Below are 16,539 nucleotides of genomic sequence, written 5' to 3' on the forward strand. Positions count from 1 at the left end.
ACCGGTATGAACGGCGGGGAGGCTCCTGACGGGATCGGCGTCAGTCGAGCACCCGGGCGAGATAGGCCCGCAGCATCTCCCGGGCCTCGTCGATGATCCGCTGGTCCCCCTCCGGAGCGACCCGGAACGCCAGGTGCACGAGGGTGTCCGCGGTCTCGACCGCTATGAGGAAGACACGCCGCAGATCGTCGTCGGGTTCGCGGTCGAGATGGCCGGAGAGGAGTTCGGTGAGGCGGTCGGCGACGCGGTGGTTGGGTTCGGCCTGGCGGGCGCCGACCGGGATCTGATTGCCGAAGTCGACGAGGGAGAAGCCGGGCGCGGTGCGCTTCATGTCCAGGTACTCGTCGAGCACGGCGTCCATGGCCGTGCGCCAGCCGCCGTCCTCGCCGGCGTCCCGCAGGCGCTGCGTGACACGCTCGGAGTACCGCTCCAGGTTGCGCTGGGCCAGGGCGTCGGCCATCTGGCGCTTGTTGCCGAAGAAGCGGTAGACCGAGCCGATCGGGACCGAGGCCCGCTGGGCGACGGCACGGGTGCTCAGGGCGTCGTAGCCCACCTCGTCGAGGAGGTCGGCACAGGCGTCGAGGATCCTGGTCAGGCGTTCGGCACTGCGCCGCTGCACGGGCGCACGTCGGAGCGATGTCGCGTGGGGCACGGGCTTCATGATGCCCCTCGGCCACGGTCCGGTGAACCCGGGCCCCCGGACACGCCCGGGCCGCCGTCCGGTGAACCGCGCCCCTCCGATGCATCCCGGCCGCCGCTCGGTGCGTCCCGGCCCTCCGATGCATTCCGGCCGCCGCCCGGTGCTCCCCGGCCGTCCGGTGCATTCCGGCCGCCGCCCGGTGCTCCCCGGCCGTCCGATGCATTCCGGCCGCCGTCCGGTGCTCCCCGGCCGTCCGGCGAGCCCCGGCCTCCAGTGCCCCCGCCCAGGGTCCGGGCCTTGCGCCGGGAGGCGGCGTCCGGCGTCACCCCCGGGCCCGGCTCGGACGCGGTGATATCGGCCGTGCTCTCCACGGGCTTGCCGTCCACCGCCCACACGGTGCCGTCGTCGGCGTGCAGACGAGCCGTGACGTGGTGCGTGCCGCGCGGCACGAGGCGGGCGTCCAGCCGGTACGTGGAGGTGCGGAGCCGGGTCACGGGGCGGCCGTCGACGAAGAGGCGCGCGAGGCCTCGCCCGGCCACCGCGCGGGCTGCCCCGCCGGCCGGTGAGAAGTGGAAGTTGTGCACGGTCAGGCGTACGTCCCAGCCGCCGGCCGCGTCCGGCTGCACCTCGATCCCGACGTCGGGGGCGCCCTCGGGTGCCACTTCACGAAGGGGCTGCCCGCCCTCCCGGCCCTCGAGGATCTTGCCGACCGGTGCGGGCGACGCACCGCCTTCCCGGGCGGCACCGGTGCCGCAGCCCACGGATCCGGCCAGAAGGAGGACACAGCCCGCGAGCGCGGCGCAAAGTCTCCGTGTCCACGACATGTTCGGGAGCGTAGAACACACGTCCGCCCCCGCGGATCATTCTCAAGTCGGGTTCCGGTCATCCGTGAAGAGGAGGGGCGCGCCCCTCTTGCGTCGGTGACATCGCAATCCTACGGTGTTGCATAGGAATCAGACCAAGGGAGCAGCGATCATGGGCGATGGGGGCACCACCCGCGCGAGCGCGTTCGAGCACGGTGGAGCGCGGAAGGCCGCCGAAGGGCTGGCCTACCTCTCCGGCTTCGGCAACGAGCACAGCTCGCAGGCCGTCCCGGGCGCACTGCCCGAGGGCCGCAACTCGCCGCAGCGGGCCCCGCTCGGACTGTACGCGGAGCAGCTGAGCGGGACGGCGTTCACCGAGCCGCGAGCCCACAACCGCCGCTCATGGCTGTACCGGATCCGCCCGTCGGCCGCGCACCCGGCGTTCACCCGGACCCACAACGGCACACTCCACACCGCACCCTTCACCCAGACCGTCCCCGACCCCAACCGGCTGCGCTGGGACCCGCTGCCCGACCCGGCCCCCGAGACCGACTTCCTGGCGGGGCTGTGGACCCTGGGCGGCAACGGCGACGCCGCCCGGCGCACGGGAGTCGCCGTGCACCTGTACGCGGCCAACACCTCCATGGACCGTGTGTTCAGCGACGCCGACGGCGAACTGCTGATCGTCCCGGAGCGCGGCGGCCTGCTGCTGCACACCGAGTTCGGTCTGCTCCATGTGGAGCCGGGACATGTCGCGCTCGTCCCGCGTGGGGTCCGCTTCCGCGTGGACCTCCTGGACACGGCGCCCGACGGCGGGCAGAGCCCGGTGTCCCGCGGCTATGTCTGCGAGAACTACGGTGCACCCTTCCGTCTCCCCGACCTCGGCCCGATCGGCGCCAACGGGCTCGCCGCCCCCCGGGACTTCCGGGCGCCCGTCGCCGCCTACGAGGACGTCGAGGGCCCGGTGGAGGTGGTGAACAAGTTCTGCGGCAACCTGTGGACCGCCACCTACGACCACTCCCCCCTCGACGTGGTCGCCTGGCACGGAAACCATGTGCCGTACGTCTACGACCTGCGGCGCTTCAATGTGCTCGGCACCATTTCCTACGACCACCCGGACCCGTCGATCTTCACGGTGCTGACGTCCCCGTCGGACACTCCGGGCCTGGCGGGTGTCGACTTCGTGGTGTTCGCGCCGCGGTGGCTGGTGGGCGAGGACACGTTCCGGCCGCCGTACTTCCACCGGAACGTGATGAGCGAGTACATGGGCCTGATCGAGGGCGCGTACGACGCGAAGACCGCCGGAAAGGGGGGTTTCGTGCCGGGTGGCGGGTCGCTGCACAACATGATGTCGGCGCACGGCCCGGACCGGGAGACCTTCGACCGGGCGAGCGCCGCCGAGCTGAGGCCGCAGAAGATCGACGACGGCCTGGCGTTCATGTTCGAGACGCGCTGGCCGCTCACCCTCACCCCGCACGCGGCCCGAGCGGAACACCTCCAGCAGCGCTACGACGACGTCTGGCAGGGCCTGGAGCGGCACTTCCGCCCCTAGGCCGCGTCCGCGGAGCCCCGCCCGCCGCGGCACCGGGCCCACAGCCGAGCCCCTTGCACTGATCATTTCCTACCGGTACGGATGGCCCGTGACCTCCTTCGCCCCGGACTCGATCGTCCTGAACCGCAAGCTGCCGCTCTGGTACCAGGTGTCGCAGTCGCTGCGCGCCTCGATCCTCGGCCGCTCGCCCCAGGACCCGCTGCGGCTGCCCACCGAGGAACAGCTGGCCGGGCACTACGGCGTGAGCGTGCTGACGATGCGGCAGGCGCTGAAGGAGCTGGAGGACGAGGGGCTGATCACGCGCCACCGCCGGCGGGGCACGTTCATCGAGCCGCACGCCCGCCGGGGTTCCCCGGTGCGCCTGCTCGGCTCGGTGGACGCGATCGTGGCGCAGCAGTCCGGCATGACGACCGAACTGCTGGACCACGGCAGCGCACCCGTACCGAGTGAACTCGCCGAGTTCTTCCCCGACGTGCGTCAGGTGGCGACGTACCACCGGCTGCGCAGCGACGAGAAGACCGGCGAGCCGACCAACCACGCCCGCAACTACGTCCGCCCCGAACTGGCCGCGCGGGTCGACCTGGACGACCTCGTGCGGTGGCCCATGACCAAGGTGCTGCGGGACGTGGTGGGGGCGGACATCAGCCGCATCACGGACACGGTGGAGGCGCGGCTGGCCGACCCGGAGACCGCGAAGCTGCTCCAAGTCCCCCTGCTGAGCCCGATCCTGCACTACACCGGGGTGACCTACGACGCCGCCGGGCGGCCCCTGGACGTGGCTGTCATCCATTACCGCGGTGACCGGTTCTCCTTCACGGTGACCCTGGACGCCACGTGACCGCCGCGTGGGGAGCGCCGTGCGGATCCGCGCGCCCGCGGGGGCCCGTCGCGCCGTTCCCCGCGCCCTTTCGGGGCGCCGGACACGTCGTACGATGCCCTGCGTGACGCACGACGACACTCCGCTGCTGGCGGACCTCATGCCGTGGTCCGTCGCACCGCCGCGACTCGGCCGCGGCTGGACTGCGGCGCCGGACGCGGCGTCCCTGAAAGCCCGCTGGGACGCCTTGGTGAAGGCGGAGGGGCCGGACCGCGAGTTCCTCTTCGAGCCGACCCGCTCGCGCACGCTGCACACGGCGGTCGGCCGGTTGCCCGGCCGGGCCGGCGGCGGCACGGAGAAACTGGTGCGCGCCTCGGGGCCCTGCCCGGAGCCGGTGCGCGTCCTGCTCGCCCCCTACGACGAACAGTGGCTCATCCCCGACCAGCGGCTCATCGACGCGGCCCGTCCCGAGCTGTGGCGGGTGGCGGACGAGCAGCAGGTCTTCGTGGCGGAGATGCCCGAGGCCGAGCCGCCCCTGCTCGCCACCTCGCTGCTCCCGCTGATCCGCCCCGGCCGGATCCGCCCGCTGTTCCGGCGCCCGTGCGGCCGCGAGCCGAATCTGGCCCCGGGCCTGCTGGACCACCTCGGCACCCGTCTGGGCAGAACACCGGCGCCGCTGGACGTACTCGCGTGGATCACGGCCACGGCCCGCCCGGACCTCACCGTCCCGCTCACCGGGGACGCCGCCGGGTGGGAACGGGGCCTCGAACGGGGGCACCGGCTGCTGTGGCTGATGCGCCGCGACGGTGAACGCCCGAAGCTCCCCGGCGGGCGCCGGCCCTACGTCCGTGCCCCGCTGCCCTCCCGGCCGGTGGCGCTGCGCTACGACCGGGACGAGGAGGCCCTGCTGCTGGACGAGGGCCGCATCTCCCCGGTGCCGCCGGAGGCCTGGGACTTCGAGATGGGCGGGGTGCGCGTCCTGCAGGAGTGGTTCGCGACCCGCGTCGCCGCCCCCGAGCCGGGCACGCTGGCGGCGATCCGCCCCGCCACCTGGCCGCAGACCTGGACGTCGGAGCTGCTGGAGCTGATCACCGTCCTGGCGCTCCTGGCCGAGCTGCGTCCCCTGGAGGCACCGGAGGTCCCCGATCCGGTCACGGCGACGGAGCTGCGCGAGGCTGGCGTCCTGCCGGTGCCGAGCGGGGCCCGCCGCCCGGCGTCGGTGCTGGAGAGGCCCGAGGAGGGCCCCGAAGGACAGCTGGCGCTGCTCTGACCCCCGGCGTCTCCCTCTAGCGCAGCTCCGGGTCGAAGGCGTCCAGGACGCGTTCGAGTGCCCGCCGGAACACCGCCTCCAGATCGACCGGCCCGCTCTGCTGCGTGAACGCCGCGGTCAGCCGCGGATACGCGCCGGTGGCGATCTGGCTGCCCAGATAGGCCATGCGGACGGCGTTCTCCTCCTCGGCCGTCCACGGCATGGAGCGGGTGCGTTCGGCGGTCGCGATGTCGTTCCCGGTGTACGTGGTCACGACGCCGTTGAGCAGCGCGACCAGCTCCGTCTTCGTGCCGGCGGGCACGTCGAGCGGTTCGAGGCAGGCCAGACAGTGCTCCAGGTAGCGCAGGGTGTGGGGACTGAAGCCGAACACCCCCGGCATCAGGCGCGGCACCCAGGTGTGGCGGTGCATGATGGCGCGCGTCTCCTCGGCGTTGCGCAGCATGTCGGCACGCCAGTCGCCCGTGGGCTCGAACATCTCGTGCTCGGCACCGATGGCATCGATCATCAGCTCGTACAGGTCCTCCTTGCGGGGGACGTAGTTGTACAGCGACATCGTGCCGCAGCCCAGCTCGGCGGCGACATGCCGCATGGTGACCCCGTCCAGCCCCTCCGCGTCGGCGATCCGCACGGCCGCCGCCGCGATGTCGGCGCGGGTGAACGCCGGTTTCGGCCCACGGCCGGTGCGCTCGGGGCGCGCCCAGATCACTTCGGGTACGGCCGCTCGGCCCGCCATCGATCATCACCTCGGCCACCATCCTAGTTACGTACAGCGTACGTAGTGCGCTATGGTCCTTCCATGACTTCTACGTACGCTGTACTTAGTGAGGGTCTGGAGAAGCGCTTCGGGGAGGTCCCTGCCCTGCGCGGGCTGGACCTCGCGGTTCCCGAGGGGACGGTCTGCGGGATCCTCGGGCCGAACGGGGCGGGCAAGACGACGGCGGTACGGCTGTTGACCACGCTGCTGCGCCCGGACGCCGGCTCCGCCCGGGTCGCGGGGCACGACCTCGTCCGCGAGGCCGCCGCCGTACGCAAGAGGATCAGCGTCACCGGGCAGGACACCTCGATCGACGGGGACCTCACCGGACGCCAGAACCTTCAGCTGTTCGGCCGCCTGTACCGGGTGCGCGGGCCCGCCGACCGGACCGCGGAGCTCCTGGACCGCTTCGGTCTGGCCGAGGCCGCCGACCGCCCCGCGTCCACCTGGTCCGGCGGCATGCGCCGCCGCCTGGACCTCGCCGCGAGCCTGGTCCGCCGCCCGGACGTGCTGTTCCTCGACGAGCCGACAACCGGCCTCGACCCGGTCAGCCGCACCCTCATCTGGGACGCCGTGCGCGCCCTGACCGCCGAGGGCACGACCGTGCTGCTCACCACGCAGTACCTGGAGGAGGCCGACCAGCTGGCCGACGACATCGCGCTGGTGGACCGGGGGCGGGTCACGCACACCGGGTCTCCGGCGCAGCTGAAGTCGCTGGTCGGGGCGCACGCCGAGGTCGTCGTGCCGGACGCGGGCACCCTGGCGAAAGCGGCGGCCGTGCTCGACCGGCTGACGGGCGCGCAGCCGTCGTTCGACCACGAGCGCAACGCCGTCGGCGCGGTCAGCAAGGACCCGACGCTCACGATCCCGCTGCTGGTGCGCGCCCTGGACACGGCGGGCGTGCCGCTCCTCGACGTGAGCCTGCGTCCGCCGACCCTGGACGACGTGTTCCTGCGCCTGACGGAGACCACGCCGCCCAAACCGACAAAGACGACCGGGACGACCGGGACGACCGACGAGAGGGAGCGTGCCGCATGAGCATGCTGGCGTACGACGGGACCGCGATGCTGGGGCGCCAGCTGCTGCGACTGCGGAACAACCCGGGGCTGCTGATCCTCACCCAGACCATGCCGATCAGCATGCTGCTGTTCTTCGGCTACGTCTTCGGCAGCGCGGTGGCGGTGCCGGGCGAGGAGTACCGGTCGTTCCTCGTGCCGGGCCTGCTGGTGGCGACCGCCTCGGGCGGGATCATGGCCGGCATGTTCCAGGCGGCACAGGACACGCACCGGGGCGTGACGAACCGCTTCCGCACGCTGCCGATGAGCCGGGCGGCCGTACCGCTGGGGCAGGCTGCCGCGGATCTGGTGGCCACCGCCCTCGGGACGGTGCCGTTCCTGCTGGTGGGCCTGGCGGTCGGCTGGCGGGTCGAGGGGAGTCCGCTCGAAGCGGTGGGGGCGCTCGCGCTGCTGATGCTGTTCCGCTTCGCCTGCACCTGGGCCGGGATCTACCTCGGCCTGCTCACCCGCAACGAGGAGGCGGCAGGTCAGCTGGGCGGGGCGACGTTCCTGCTGCCGCTGCTGTCCAGCGCGTACATCCCGACCGGCGGATTGCCGGGCTGGCTGCGGACGGTCGCCGAGTGGAATCCGATCAGCGCGGTGGCGACGGCCCTGCGGGACCTCTTCGGCAATGCGCCGGTGCCCGACGGGGCGGCCTGGCCGGTGGCCCATCCCGTCGCGGGGTCGGTCCTGTGGTGCGCCGTGCTGCTCGGGGTGTTCGTGCCGCTGGCCGTGCGCCAGTACGCGCACGGGGAGCGGTGAACGGGCGGGAGTGACCGCGGACGTCGCCCCCGGTCGCTGCCGGGCGGGGATGAGGCACCGACAGGGGGCGTGCCGCGCTCGGGGTCACACCTGGCGCCGCTGCGTGCCGCGGGGATGACGGACGACGGGTGTCGCAGCGCCGGCGCCGGAGGCGGTGTGACCGCGCGAGCGCGGACCCCTACCTGCTGCCGAACAGGGAGCGGCGCAGTCGGCGCAGCGGCGCGAAGAGCGAGACGCGACGCACGCGCGCACCCCTGCCACTGCGGTCGTGCGAATGACGCGCGGTCAGTTCCTGCATCAGCGAGGTCGCCTCGACCGTCTCCCGCTGGGGGACGGCGGGGCCGCCCAGCACCGAGAGGTGGCGGTCGAGGCGCGAACTGGTCGCGCTGCTCCCGCAGGTGATCGCAGGGACCCTGGCCCTGCTGCGCACTGTTATCTGTTCCATGTCACTCCCCACCCGTACGAGTCCACCCGGCCCGGGCAGGTTAACCCTATCGCCCTGTCCGGGCACGCGTGTATCGCGGTCACAGGATTCACCTTCCCCATAAGGGGGTTGACGATGTATCTCCGATTACTCTCCGAATCCAACAGATTTCAGGGCGAGTTGGACGATCGGCTGGGTAGTGGGCTGCGGCGATCCCCCGGCGGGCTCGACAGTCACGGCCAGTGACGTCGCGGAGGTTCCCAAACCCGTTGCGACCAGGGGCGTGTCGCCCTCGAAGAGGCCGAGGGAGCGTGGTTGCGCGCCCGGGCGCATGAGCCACAACTGGTGCACGCGGCCGCCCGCCGGGGCGCCGTATCCGCCGAGGGTGACCACCGCACTCCCCTCCGTGGCGGAAGCGATCACTCCGAGGGTGCGGCCCCGCACGTCCCGGCCTCTGCCCGCACGGGCGTCCGGAGCTGCCAGAACGTGGGCGATCTCACGTGACCGATCTTGCTCGGCGGTCAGCCGGTCCTGGGCCCGGTTCGCCTGCACGGCGAACAGCGAGGCGACGACGAGGGCCGCTGCGGCGGTGGCGGTGGCGAAGGGCACGAACAACGGGATCCGGCGCCGTTGACGCTGCCGCGGCGGCGGCTGTGCGCCCCACACGTGCGGGGGCAGCTGCGCCGCCCGCGCCGGCTCCCTCGCCACCGCCCGCTGCGGTGCCGGGTCCTGCGGAGTGGTCCGCACGGCGAGCATGACCCGGTCACGCAGCGCGGCGGGGGGCGGTGCGGTCGTGGACCAGGCGAGCCGCACGGCGTCCTCGGTCAGTGCGCGCACCTCGGCGGCGCAGCGGTCGCAGTCCCGAAGGTGCTTCTGGAAGCGGACCCGCTCCGGGGGTTCGAGGGCGTCCAGCGCGTAGGGCGCGGCGAGCGAGTGCAGGTCCTCGCGGCGGAAGAGGCTCATGCCACACCTCCCAGGCACTCGCGCATACGGGTCAGTCCGTCCCGCATCCGGGTCTTGACGGTGCCCAGCGGCAGGGACAGCTGCTCGGCCACCTCACGGTACGTGTAGCCCTCGTAGTAGGCGAGGGTGACCGACTGGCGCTGCAGCACGGTGAGCCGGTCCAGGCAGCGGCGCACCCATTCCCGTTCGAGTCCGGCCTCGACCTCTTCGGTGACCTGGTCGAAGGCGGGCTGGTTGGCGCGCAGCGCCTCGCGCTGCTCGCGTTCCCCTGCCGCACGGGCACTGCGGACCCGGTCGACGGCGCGGCGGTGGGCGAGGGTGAGGATCCACGACATGGCGCTGCCCCGGCCCGGGTCGAACCTCGCTGCGGACCGCCACAGTTCGAGCAGCACTTCCTGAGCCACCTCCTCCGACTGGGCGGGGTCGCGCACCACACGCCGTACGAGACCGAACACCGGGCCGGACACCAGTCCGTACAACTCCTCGAATGCCTTCTGGTCCCCACCTGCCACGAGCAGCAGCAGCTCGTCCGCCTCCACTCGGTCCCCCTCTCCGAGCCCGCACCGGGCCTGTCCTCTCGCACGAGGCACTCGCAACGCACACACCTCCGGACGGGGTTACGGATCAGCGCGCCGAAAACGCGGGTCGCCCGGCGATGAAACAACTTTCCCGATCCGCCGTAAGAACGTTTGAGATTCGACCAATCCGCTTCGCCGACCGCTCCGAATGGCGTGTGTCAGGCAAGTTGGCACGGAGGACGGACGGCATGACACCTATCTCCAGGACCGGTGCGGGACGCGCGAGCATCGCGACCGTGATCTGTGGCGCGCTGGCCGCCGGCGGGCTCGCGGCCGCCGGCGTGACCGCGCTGGCACCCGAGGAGGCCTCCGCCTCCAGCCACCGCGAGGCCCCGCTGATCTCGGGGACCCCGCAGTACGACAACACCGACGTGTACGCGTTCGTCAGCCCGGACAAGCCGGACACGACGACCATCGTGGCGAACTGGATCCCCTTCGAGGAACCGGCCGGCGGACCGAACTTCTTCCCCTTCGCCGAGGACGCCCAGTACGACCTGCGCATCGACAGCAACGGTGACGCGCAGGAGGACCTGCTCTTCCGGTACACGTTCAAGACCCATACGAAGAACGAGAAGACGTTCCTCTACAACACGGGCCCGGTCGAGAGCCTCGACGACCCCGACCTCAACATCACGCAGACGTACGACCTCGAGCTGATCAAGCTGAAGCACCTGAAGGCCGTGTCGAAGACCAAGGTCGCCGACGACGTCCCGGTGGCGCCGTCCAACGTCGGCAAGGCGTCGATGCCGGACTACAACACCCTGCGCCAGCAGGCCGTCCACAAACTCGCCGGTGGCGCACAGACGTTCGCCGGACAGGCCGACGACCCGTTCTTCCTGGACCTGCGCGTCTTCGACCTGCTGTACGGCGGGAACCTGTCCGAGGTCGGCAACGACACCCTCAAGGGCTACAACGTCAACTCGATCGCCCTGCAGGTCCCCAACAGCTTCATCACCGAGTCGCACGAGCAGCCGATCGTCGGCATCTGGTCGACGACGCAGCGCAAGAACGCCAAGGGCTACTTCTCGCAGGTCTCACGCCTCGGCAACCCGCTGGTCAACGAGGTCGTCAACCCGATCAAGGACAAGGACACGTTCAACGCGTCCACGCCGCGGGACGACGCCCAGTTCCTCAAGAACGTCACCAACCCGGAGCTGCCGAAGCTCATCGAGGCGATCTACAAGATCCCGGCGCCCGCCGAGCCGCGCAACGACCTGGTCGACGTGTTCCTCAAGGGCGTCAAGGACCTCAACCAGCCGCCGCACGTGACGCCGTCGGAGCAGCTGCGGCTCAACACCTCCATCAAGCCGGCCGCCAAGCCCAAGCGGCTCGGTGTGCTGGACGGTGACAACGCGGGCTTCCCGAACGGCCGTCGCCTCACCGACGACGTGATCGACGCCTCGCTCCAGGTCGTCGAGGGCGAGCTGCTCGGTGCGAAGAACGACCTCGGTGACGCGGTCGACAAGAACGACAAGAAGTTCGAGAAGTACTTCCCGTACGTGGCTCTGCCGACGGAGGGGTCGCGCGGCCCGCTCGCCAAGGGCGTGGACGGCGGCAACGACGTCCGCAGCCAGCTGGGCGACGCGCTCCAGCCGGCCGGCGCGCAGGGTTCGGACGACATGGGTCTGATGGCCGCCTCCGCGGGTGCCGGGGCGGGCGGCATCGTCCTGATCGGCGCCGCGCTGATGTGGTGGCGCCGCATGCGGAACCGGGCGTACTGACCCGCTCCGCTCCCCTGGACCGGCGCGGCCCGTTCCACATCCCCCACGGCGCGGGCCGCGTCGCCGACTTCCCCACCAGCACACCCGACCGAGGAGAGGTCATGCCTCCGCGTACGACCGACAGCACACCGGAGAGGCGCGACGGCGGCCGCGCCCCGTCGACGGCCCCGGAGCCCGAGACCACCGGGGATCGGGAGGGTGGCGCGGCTGCCGGGACGGAGACGACCGGGTCGCGGGGCGAGGCGGCCGAGGCCGGCCGGGACCGGCCGCCCGCCGACGGCGGGAGCGGGGGCAGGTCCGACGCTCGCCCCGCCGAGGGCCACTCCCACCCGGAGGCCGACGCCGGGCACGAGGCGCACACCCACACTCCGGCCGCCGGTTCCGAAGCAGGTCGGCGGGTCGCCGCCGTGCGGCGGGCCGCCGACGGGGGGCGGCGGTGGCGGGGACTGCATGTCGCGGGGTGTGCGGTGCTGCTGGCGGTCGCGGTGACCGGTGGGGCCATCGCCGCCGGGGGTGGGCAGGACCGGGGGGCCGGGGCCGACGCCGTGTCGGCGGCCGGGGCGCTGTCGCCCGGCGACCTCGCGCGCGGGGATCTCGACGCGGGGATCGCGTCCCTGCAGAAGCATCTGCGGGCCCAGCCGAGGGACTTCGGCAGTTGGGCCACCCTCGGGGTCGCATATGTCGAGCAGGCCCGCACGAAGGGCGACCCCTCCCGGTATCCGCAGGCCGAGCGCGCACTGAAGCGGTCCCTCGGGCTGGAGCCGGGCAACGACCAGGCCCTGGCGGGGCAGGCCGCCCTCGCCGCCGCCCGCCACGACTTCCACGGCGCCCTCACCCACGCCGGCCGGGCCCTGAAGCAGAACCCCTACAACGAACGCGCCCTGTGCACCAGGATCGACGCCCTCGTCGAACTCGGCCGGTACGACGACGCCGCGAAGGCCGCCGACACCGCCGACGACAGGCGCCCGGGCATCCCCGTCTTCACGCGGTACGCGTACGTGCACGAGCTGCGCGGCGACGTCCGTACGGCGCGTGAGGTGCTGGAGCGCGCCCTGGGCTCGGCCAACGCGCCCGCCGACGTCGCCTATGTCGCCACCGCCCTCGGACAGCTCGCCTGGAACCAGGGCGAGTACAAGACGGCCCTCGGCCACTACGCCCGTGCCCTCGCCGCCGACGACGCCTACCTGCCCGCCCTGGAGGGCCGCGCCCGCGCCCAGGCCGCGAGCGGTGACCGGGCGGCCGCCGTCAGGGGGCTGGAGCAGGTCGTCGCCCGGTTCCCGCTGCCCGGCCCGCTCGTGGCCCTCGGCGAGCTGTACGAGGACCGCGGCGCCGAAGGCGACCGGGCGAAGGCCGGCGACCAGTACGCCCTCGTCGACGCCTGGACGGCCCTCGCCCGCGCGGGCGGGGCCAACACCGACCTCGAGACGGCCCTGGCCGCCGCCGACCACGGCGACAAGAAGGAGGCCCTGCGCGCCGCCCGCGCCGAGTGGGAGCGCCGGCACAGCGTGCACACCGCCGACGCCCTCGCCTGGGCGCTGCACGCCAACGGCCGCGACGAGGAAGCCCTGCCGTATGCCCGCCGGGCGACCGCCACCGGTTACCGCAACGCCGTGTTCCTCTACCACCGCGGCGTCATCGAGCGGGCCACCGGCGACAAGCGCGCGGCCCGCACACATCTGAAGGCGGCGCTGGACCTGAACCCCGGCTTCTCGCCGCCCGGCGCGCGTGAGGCCCGTACCGCACTCGAGGACCTGGAGGGGAACCGGTGACCCTGCGCCGGCTGTTCGCGTCCGGCGCCGCCGTCCTCACGGCCGCCTGCGCGCTCGCCCTGCTGCCCGCCGCCACGGCGAGCGCCCACCCGCTGGGCAACTTCACCGTCAACCGCTACGACGGCCTCGTCGCCGCCCCCGGTGAACTGCGTGTCCACCACGTCGAGGACCTCGCCGAGATCCCGGCGACCCAGGCGGGGCCGGACATCAAGCGGCTCGGCATCGCCATGTGGGCGCGCGAGCGGTGCGCCACGGCGGCCGAGGACAGCCGTGCGACCGTCGACGGCCGCGGCGTCGATCTCACCGCCGAGCGCAGCACCGCGCGCGTGCGGCCCGGGCAGGCGGGACTCGACACCCTCCGGGTGGAGTGCGAGCTGACCGCGCCGCTCCCGTCGGACGGGAAGAGCCTGTCCCTCGGCTTCCGCGGCGCGGGTGCCTCCACCGGCCCGGGCTGGCGGGAGATCACGGCGCGCGGCGACCGTATGACTCTCGCCGCGTCGGACGTGCCGGAGAAGTCGGTCTCGGACGAACTCACCAGCTACCCGGAGGAGTTGCTGTCCTCCCCGGCCGACACCGCGTCGGCCGCCCTGCGGGTGCGCCCCGGCGGCGCCGCCCTGGCCGACGAGGAGTCGGACGCGCCCGCGGCCTCCGTGCTCCCGCGCGGTGCCGACCGCTGGACACGGGCCCTGGACGACCTGGTGGCCCGGCAGGACCTCACCGCCGGCTTCGCGGCGCTGGCCCTCCTCATCGCCGTCGTCCTCGGTGCGATGCACGCGCTCGCCCCGGGCCACGGCAAGACCATCATGGCCGCGACGGCGGCGGCCCGGGGCGGTGCGGCCCGGATGAAGGACGTCCTGCCCATGGCGGCCTCGGTGACCGTCACGCACACCCTCGGCGTGGTCGCCCTGGGCCTGTTGGTCACGGCCGGTTCGGCTGCGGCGCCCTCGGTGATCGCCTGGCTCGGTGTGGCCAGCGGCCTGCTGGTGACACTGGCGGGCGCGAGCCTGGTCCGCCGCGCCCTGCGCAACCGCGCGCACACCCACCACTCGCCCGGTCATCATCACGGCCACCGGCACGGCGACGGAAGCCACATTCACGACGCCACCCCCGGCCACGGAAGCCACACCCACGCCCACGACGGCGACCACCACGGTCACGCGCACGACCACAAGGAGCACCACGACCACGACCACGACCACCCGCACGACCACGACCACGACCACGACCACGCGCATGGTCACGCGCACCCGCACTCCCACCCCCACACGATCGAGCACACCCACGGCGGTTCCACCCACAGCCACGCCATCGCCCCCACCCTGCGCGGCACGATCCTCATGGGCTTCGCGGGCGGCCTCGTGCCCAGTCCGTCCGCCGTGGTGGTGCTGGTCGGCGCCGCCGCCCTCGGGCAGGCCTGGTTCGGTCTGCTGCTCGTCGTCGCCTACGGCGTCGGGCTGGCCCTCACCCTTACGGCCGCCGGGTACGCGGTCGTCAAGGCGGGCAGCGGCATGACCCGCCTCCTGGACCGGCGCCCACGCTGGTCGGCGGGCCCGATGGCGGCCCTGGTCCGCCGGACCGCCCCGCTCGGTTCGGCCTTCGCCGTCCTGGTGCTCGGAGCCGGACTGGTGTTCAAGGGGGCGGCATCCGCACTCGGCTGAGTTACGTTCGTGAGGCATCGGATGTCCGGAGAAAAGCGGATGTCGTGAGGAAATCCGACCACGTGGGGAAGACACACCCCATGGAGATTTCGCCCGGCTGCGAATGGGGGCGCCGTGTTCGAAGAACCGGGCCATGACCGTGTGATCGCCGGCCGCTACCGGCTCCTCGCACCGCTCGGCGAGGGCGGCATGGGGACGGTGTGGCGCGCCCGCGACGAGGTGCTGCACCGCGAGGTCGCCGTCAAGGAGGTCCGCGCCCCGTCCGGCCTGGCGGGGGACGACGTGCAGCGGATGTACGCGCGGCTGGAGCGGGAGGCGTGGGCGGCGGCCCGGGTCGCCAACCGCAACGTGGTGACGGTGTACGACGTGGCGACGGACGACGGCCGCCCGTGGATCGTCATGGAACTGGTCCGCGGCCTCTCCCTCGCCGAGGTGCTGGACGCCGAGGGCCCGATGGCACCACAGCGTGCCGCGCACATCGGCGCCGAGGTGCTGGCCGCGCTGCGGTCCGCGCACGAGGCCGGGGTGCTGCACCGCGACGTCAAGCCGGCCAACGTGCTGATCTCGAACGACGGCCGGATCGTGCTCACCGACTTCGGCATCGCCATGGTCGAGGGCAGCTCGGCGCTGACCATGACCGGCGAGGTCATCGGCTCGCCCGAGTTCCTCGCCCCGGAGCGGGCCCTGGGCCGTACGCCGGGCCCGGAGTCGGACCTGTGGTCGCTCGGCGTGCTGCTGTACGCGGCCGTCGAGGGCCACTCCCCCTTCCGGCACGACACCCCGCTGAGCACGCTGCGGGCGATCGTCGACGAGGAGCTGCCGCCGCCGTACCGGGCCGGGCCGCTCGCCCCGGTGATCGAAGGGCTGCTGCGCAAGGATCCCGAGCAGCGGCTGCCGGCCGGGCGGGCCGAGGAGGATCTGCGGGTCGTCGCCGCGGGCGGCTCACCGCGTGCGGACACCACGCGAGCGGTTCCGCCGGTCCCGCCGACGGTCGTGGGCCACCGCGAGCCCGCGCCCACACCGCCGATGCCGTACCCCAGGCAGCCGGCGGCGTCCGGTGCGGGTGCCACCACGACGGCCACCGGCCGTGGCCGGGACCGCCGGGCCGGCCGGGTGCTGGTCGCGGGCGTAGCCGCGCTGGCGCTCGCGGTGGGCGGGCTGACGTACGCGCTGCTCAACAACGGGGACGGTTCCGACGGCAACGACCAGGGGGCCGGGGACGGCACGCCCACGGCCCCCAAGAGCCCGCCGCGCAACACCGGGAAGGAGAAGTCCAGCCCGTCGCCGACCCCGAGCGAGTCGAAGGAGAGCAGTGCGCCCCCGCAGTCGGTGAAGGTCGCCGTGGAGGGACGGCGCACGGACTACTCGGGCCCGTGTCCGCCGCCGAACGCCCAGGCGCCCGAGTTCACGGCGACGCTCACGGTGGGGCGGCTCCCGGCCCAGGTCAGCTACCGCTGGGTGACGCAGGACGGCCAGGTGCTCGACGGGGGCTGGAAGACGCTGTCGTTCACGGAGGGCGGCGACCGTTCGAAGCGGGACACGGTGCGGGTGACGACGCGGGAGCAGACGGGGACGTTCGAGAACGAGATCAGCGTCGAGGTGCGGGAGCCGGTCCGGGAGACGTCCGAGTCGGTGCCGTTCTCGGTGACGTGCGAGACGGAGACCCCGACGGGCGGGGCCTCCCCTTCTCCTTCCGGCTCGGATCCGGACGCCCGGACCGGCTCGAACCCTGGGTCGGACGCGGACTCGGACGCGGATTCGGACTCCGGCTGA

Annotated in this window: 15 protein-coding genes; 9 read left to right on the forward strand and 6 right to left on the reverse strand. The window is 73.0% G+C overall.

What is annotated here, in order from left to right; translation table 11 throughout:
* Positions 1-40 precede the first annotated feature (40 nt).
* On the reverse strand, positions 41-661 hold the full coding sequence (locus tag ACFCXS_RS23195; protein ID WP_376645229.1) for a TetR family transcriptional regulator: 621 nt from the start codon (positions 659-661) through the stop codon (positions 41-43).
* Positions 658-1,464 carry a hypothetical protein gene (locus ACFCXS_RS23200; protein ID WP_376645230.1) on the reverse strand — a complete coding sequence of 269 codons (807 nt, stop codon included), beginning with the start codon at positions 1,462-1,464 and terminating at the stop codon, positions 658-660. Before ACFCXS_RS23200 ends, ACFCXS_RS23195 begins: the two co-directional genes overlap by 4 nt.
* A gap of 151 nt (positions 1,465-1,615) precedes the next feature.
* Here ACFCXS_RS23200 and hmgA point away from each other — a divergent pair, with 151 nt between their 5' ends.
* The 3 genes from hmgA to ACFCXS_RS23215 all read left to right on the forward strand — a co-directional run bounded on the left by hmgA (position 1,616) and on the right by ACFCXS_RS23215 (position 5,082).
* The gene (gene hmgA / locus ACFCXS_RS23205) at positions 1,616-2,995 is read left to right on the forward strand and encodes a homogentisate 1,2-dioxygenase (RefSeq protein WP_376645231.1); all 1,380 of its coding nucleotides are present in this window, start codon (positions 1,616-1,618) and stop codon (positions 2,993-2,995) included.
* Between the two features lie 88 nt (positions 2,996-3,083).
* Positions 3,084-3,833 carry a GntR family transcriptional regulator gene (locus ACFCXS_RS23210; protein WP_376645232.1) on the forward strand — a complete coding sequence of 250 codons (750 nt, stop codon included), beginning with the start codon at positions 3,084-3,086 and terminating at the stop codon, positions 3,831-3,833.
* Between the two features lie 94 nt (positions 3,834-3,927).
* Complete coding sequence (locus tag ACFCXS_RS23215; RefSeq protein ID WP_376645233.1) at positions 3,928-5,082, forward strand: type ISP restriction/modification enzyme; 1,155 nt, start codon at positions 3,928-3,930, stop codon at positions 5,080-5,082.
* A 16-nt stretch (positions 5,083-5,098) separates the two neighbouring features.
* Here ACFCXS_RS23215 and ACFCXS_RS23220 read toward each other — a convergent pair whose 3' ends face one another.
* Positions 5,099-5,815, reverse strand: a complete 717-nt coding sequence (locus tag ACFCXS_RS23220) for a TetR/AcrR family transcriptional regulator (protein WP_376645234.1) — start codon at positions 5,813-5,815, stop codon at positions 5,099-5,101.
* Positions 5,816-5,878: 63 nt separating this feature from the next.
* Here ACFCXS_RS23220 and ACFCXS_RS23225 point away from each other — a divergent pair, with 63 nt between their 5' ends.
* Positions 5,879-6,874, forward strand: a complete 996-nt coding sequence (locus ACFCXS_RS23225; RefSeq protein WP_376645235.1) for an ATP-binding cassette domain-containing protein — start codon at positions 5,879-5,881, stop codon at positions 6,872-6,874.
* Positions 6,871-7,653 (forward strand): ABC transporter permease, encoded by a 783-nt coding sequence (locus ACFCXS_RS23230; protein WP_376645236.1) that lies wholly within the window; start codon positions 6,871-6,873, stop codon positions 7,651-7,653. Before ACFCXS_RS23225 ends, ACFCXS_RS23230 begins: the two co-directional genes overlap by 4 nt.
* A gap of 178 nt (positions 7,654-7,831) precedes the next feature.
* On the opposite strand, the gene ACFCXS_RS23235 is transcribed toward ACFCXS_RS23230, so the two are convergent.
* The 3 genes from ACFCXS_RS23235 to ACFCXS_RS23245 all read right to left on the reverse strand — a co-directional run bounded on the left by ACFCXS_RS23235 (position 7,832) and on the right by ACFCXS_RS23245 (position 9,579).
* On the reverse strand, positions 7,832-8,098 hold the full coding sequence (locus tag ACFCXS_RS23235; RefSeq protein WP_053672352.1) for a hypothetical protein: 267 nt from the start codon (positions 8,096-8,098) through the stop codon (positions 7,832-7,834).
* A 126-nt stretch (positions 8,099-8,224) separates the two neighbouring features.
* Positions 8,225-9,040, reverse strand: a complete 816-nt coding sequence (locus ACFCXS_RS23240; RefSeq protein ID WP_376645237.1) for an anti-sigma factor domain-containing protein — start codon at positions 9,038-9,040, stop codon at positions 8,225-8,227.
* Complete coding sequence (locus ACFCXS_RS23245; RefSeq protein WP_376645238.1) at positions 9,037-9,579, reverse strand: sigma-70 family RNA polymerase sigma factor; 543 nt, start codon at positions 9,577-9,579, stop codon at positions 9,037-9,039. Before ACFCXS_RS23245 ends, ACFCXS_RS23240 begins: the two co-directional genes overlap by 4 nt.
* A gap of 227 nt (positions 9,580-9,806) precedes the next feature.
* On the opposite strand from ACFCXS_RS23245, the gene ACFCXS_RS23250 reads away from it, so the two are divergent.
* The 4 genes from ACFCXS_RS23250 to ACFCXS_RS23265 all read left to right on the forward strand — a co-directional run bounded on the left by ACFCXS_RS23250 (position 9,807) and on the right by ACFCXS_RS23265 (position 16,539).
* Positions 9,807-11,339, forward strand: a complete 1,533-nt coding sequence (locus ACFCXS_RS23250; RefSeq protein WP_376645239.1) for a DUF4331 domain-containing protein — start codon at positions 9,807-9,809, stop codon at positions 11,337-11,339.
* Between the two features lie 101 nt (positions 11,340-11,440).
* On the forward strand, positions 11,441-13,108 hold the full coding sequence (locus ACFCXS_RS23255; protein ID WP_376645240.1) for a tetratricopeptide repeat protein: 1,668 nt from the start codon (positions 11,441-11,443) through the stop codon (positions 13,106-13,108).
* Positions 13,105-14,766: a nickel transporter gene (locus tag ACFCXS_RS23260; protein ID WP_376645241.1), complete on the forward strand. Its 1,662-nt coding sequence runs from the start codon at positions 13,105-13,107 to the stop codon at positions 14,764-14,766. Before ACFCXS_RS23255 ends, ACFCXS_RS23260 begins: the two co-directional genes overlap by 4 nt.
* A gap of 114 nt (positions 14,767-14,880) precedes the next feature.
* Positions 14,881-16,539 (forward strand): serine/threonine-protein kinase, encoded by a 1,659-nt coding sequence (locus tag ACFCXS_RS23265; RefSeq protein ID WP_376645242.1) that lies wholly within the window; start codon positions 14,881-14,883, stop codon positions 16,537-16,539.

The sequence above is a fragment of the Streptomyces sp. NPDC056373 genome, assembly GCF_042262425.1.
Classification (GTDB): Bacteria; Actinomycetota; Actinomycetes; order Streptomycetales; family Streptomycetaceae; genus Streptomyces.

Excerpts from the sequence above, each read along its gene's own strand:
- ACFCXS_RS23195 (WP_376645229.1), bottom strand. The coding sequence starts at position 661 with ATGAAGCCCGTGCCCCACGCGACATCGCTCCGACGTGCGCCCGTGCAG.
- ACFCXS_RS23200 (WP_376645230.1), bottom strand. The coding sequence starts at position 1,464 with ATGTCGTGGACACGGAGACTTTGCGCCGCGCTCGCGGGCTGTGTCCTC.
- hmgA (WP_376645231.1), top strand. The coding sequence starts at position 1,616 with ATGGGCGATGGGGGCACCACCCGCGCGAGCGCGTTCGAGCACGGTGGA.
- ACFCXS_RS23215 (WP_376645233.1), top strand. The coding sequence starts at position 3,928 with ATGCCCTGCGTGACGCACGACGACACTCCGCTGCTGGCGGACCTCATG.
- ACFCXS_RS23220 (WP_376645234.1), bottom strand. The coding sequence starts at position 5,815 with ATGGCGGGCCGAGCGGCCGTACCCGAAGTGATCTGGGCGCGCCCCGAG.
- ACFCXS_RS23225 (WP_376645235.1), top strand. The coding sequence starts at position 5,879 with ATGACTTCTACGTACGCTGTACTTAGTGAGGGTCTGGAGAAGCGCTTC.
- ACFCXS_RS23230 (WP_376645236.1), top strand. The coding sequence starts at position 6,871 with ATGAGCATGCTGGCGTACGACGGGACCGCGATGCTGGGGCGCCAGCTG.
- ACFCXS_RS23235 (WP_053672352.1), bottom strand. The coding sequence starts at position 8,098 with ATGGAACAGATAACAGTGCGCAGCAGGGCCAGGGTCCCTGCGATCACC.
- ACFCXS_RS23240 (WP_376645237.1), bottom strand. The coding sequence starts at position 9,040 with ATGAGCCTCTTCCGCCGCGAGGACCTGCACTCGCTCGCCGCGCCCTAC.
- ACFCXS_RS23250 (WP_376645239.1), top strand. The coding sequence starts at position 9,807 with ATGACACCTATCTCCAGGACCGGTGCGGGACGCGCGAGCATCGCGACC.
- ACFCXS_RS23255 (WP_376645240.1), top strand. The coding sequence starts at position 11,441 with ATGCCTCCGCGTACGACCGACAGCACACCGGAGAGGCGCGACGGCGGC.